This is a genomic window from Streptococcus sp. GMD6S (genome assembly GCF_000297015.1).
This window is the reverse complement of the sequence record NZ_AJRH01000373.1, coordinates 1-1,802: the sequence shown is the minus strand read 5'-3', so window position 1 is coordinate 1,802 and position 1,802 is coordinate 1. Positions and strand designations below refer to the sequence as shown.

Below are 1,802 nucleotides of genomic sequence, written 5' to 3'. Positions count from 1 at the left end.
ACAGCGGAGTTACCTCATGGTCGAGTTCGTCTCTATGTGAACGGTGTCTTATCTCGAACAAGCCTCAAATCTGGTAACTTTATCAAAGATATGCCAGATGTTAATCAAGTTCAACTTGGAGCAACCAAACGGGCCAATAAAACAGTTTGGGCATCAAACCTACAAGTGCGAAACCTAACTGTTTATGATCGTGCTTTAAGCCCAGATGAAGTTCAGACAAGAAGTCAACTATTTGAAAGAGGTGATTTAGAAAAGAAACTTCCTGAGGGAGCGAAAATCTCAGAGAAAGAAGACGTCTTTGAAGGTGGAATGAACAACCAACCAAATAAAGATGGTATCAAGAGTTATCGTATCCCAGCTCTTCTCAAGACAGATAAAGGAACGCTGATTGCAGGTGCAGATGAACGTCGTCTCCATTCGAGTGACTGGGGTGATATCGGCATGGTCATCAGACGCAGTGAAGATAATGGTAAAACTTGGGGAGATCGAGTAACTATTACCAACCTACGTGACAATCCAAAGGCTTCTGATCCATCAATCGGTTCACCAGTGAATATCGATATGACCCTGACTCAAGATCCTGAAACCAAACGCATTTTTGCCATTTATGACATGTTCCCAGAAGGAAAAGGAATCTTTGGAATGTCTTCGCAAAAAGAAGAAGCCTACAAAGAAATCAATGGTAAAACCTATCAACTCCTCTATCGAGAAGGTGAACAGGAAGCTTATACTATTCGAGAAAATGGTACAGTTTACACTCCAGATGGTAAAGCAACAGACTACCGTGTTGTTGTAGAACCTGTTAAACCGGCCTATAGCGACAAGGGTGATCTATACAAGGGTGACCAGCTACTGGGCAATATCTACTTCACAACAAACAAAACTTCTCCATTTAGAATTGCGAAGGATAGCTACCTATGGATGTCTTACAGCGATGACGACGGGAAGACCTGGTCAGCGCCTCAAGATATTACTCCTATGGTCAAAGCCGATTGGATGAAATTCCTAGGAGTAGGTCCTGGAGTGGGGATTACCCTTCGTACTGGACCACATAAAGGTCGAATCGTCGTTCCTGTCTATACGACCAACCGGGCTAACCACCTCAATGGTTCTCAATCATCTCGAATCATCTACTCAGACGACCATGGTAAGACTTGGCATATGGGTGGTGGTGTCAACGACAATCGTACACTTTATGATGGTACAGTAGTCGATTCAAGTACCATGAGTAATTATTATGCTCAAAATACAGAAGCTTCAGTTGTTCAGTTAAACAATGGGGACCTCAAACTCTTTATGCGTGGGTTGACAGAAGATCTACAGGTTGCAACCAGTCATGATGGTGGTCTAACTTGGGACAATAACGTTGAACGCTACGATGTGCCAGACGTTTATGTTCAAATGGCTGCGACTCACACGGTTCAAAATGGCAAAGAGTATATTCTATTAGCAAATGCAAATGGTCCTGGTCGTAAAAATGGTTATATTCGAGTGGCTCGTGTAGAAGAAGATGGTCAGTTAACTTGGTTGCACCACCATTTGATTCAAGAAGGTGAGTATGCTTATAACTCACTTCAACAAATCGGACCAGATGAATTTGGACTTTTATATGAACACCATGCTCCTGGAGGTGTTCCATACACACTTTCCTTCAAGAAGTTCAACTGGGATTTCTTGACCAAGGAAAGAGTTTCTCCTAAAGAAGCAAAAGTAAAATATGCTATCCAAAAATGGCCAGGCATTATAGCCATGGAGTTCGATTCGGAAGTATTGGTCAACAAGGCTCCGACCCTTCAATTGGC

General features: G+C 42.6%; 1 protein-coding gene. It reads left to right on the top strand.

Annotated features, from left to right (window positions below; genetic code table 11):
- The coding region (locus tag GMD6S_RS11770; protein ID WP_000315384.1) for a sialidase family protein at positions 1 to 1,802 on the top strand (1,802 nt) is incomplete at both ends.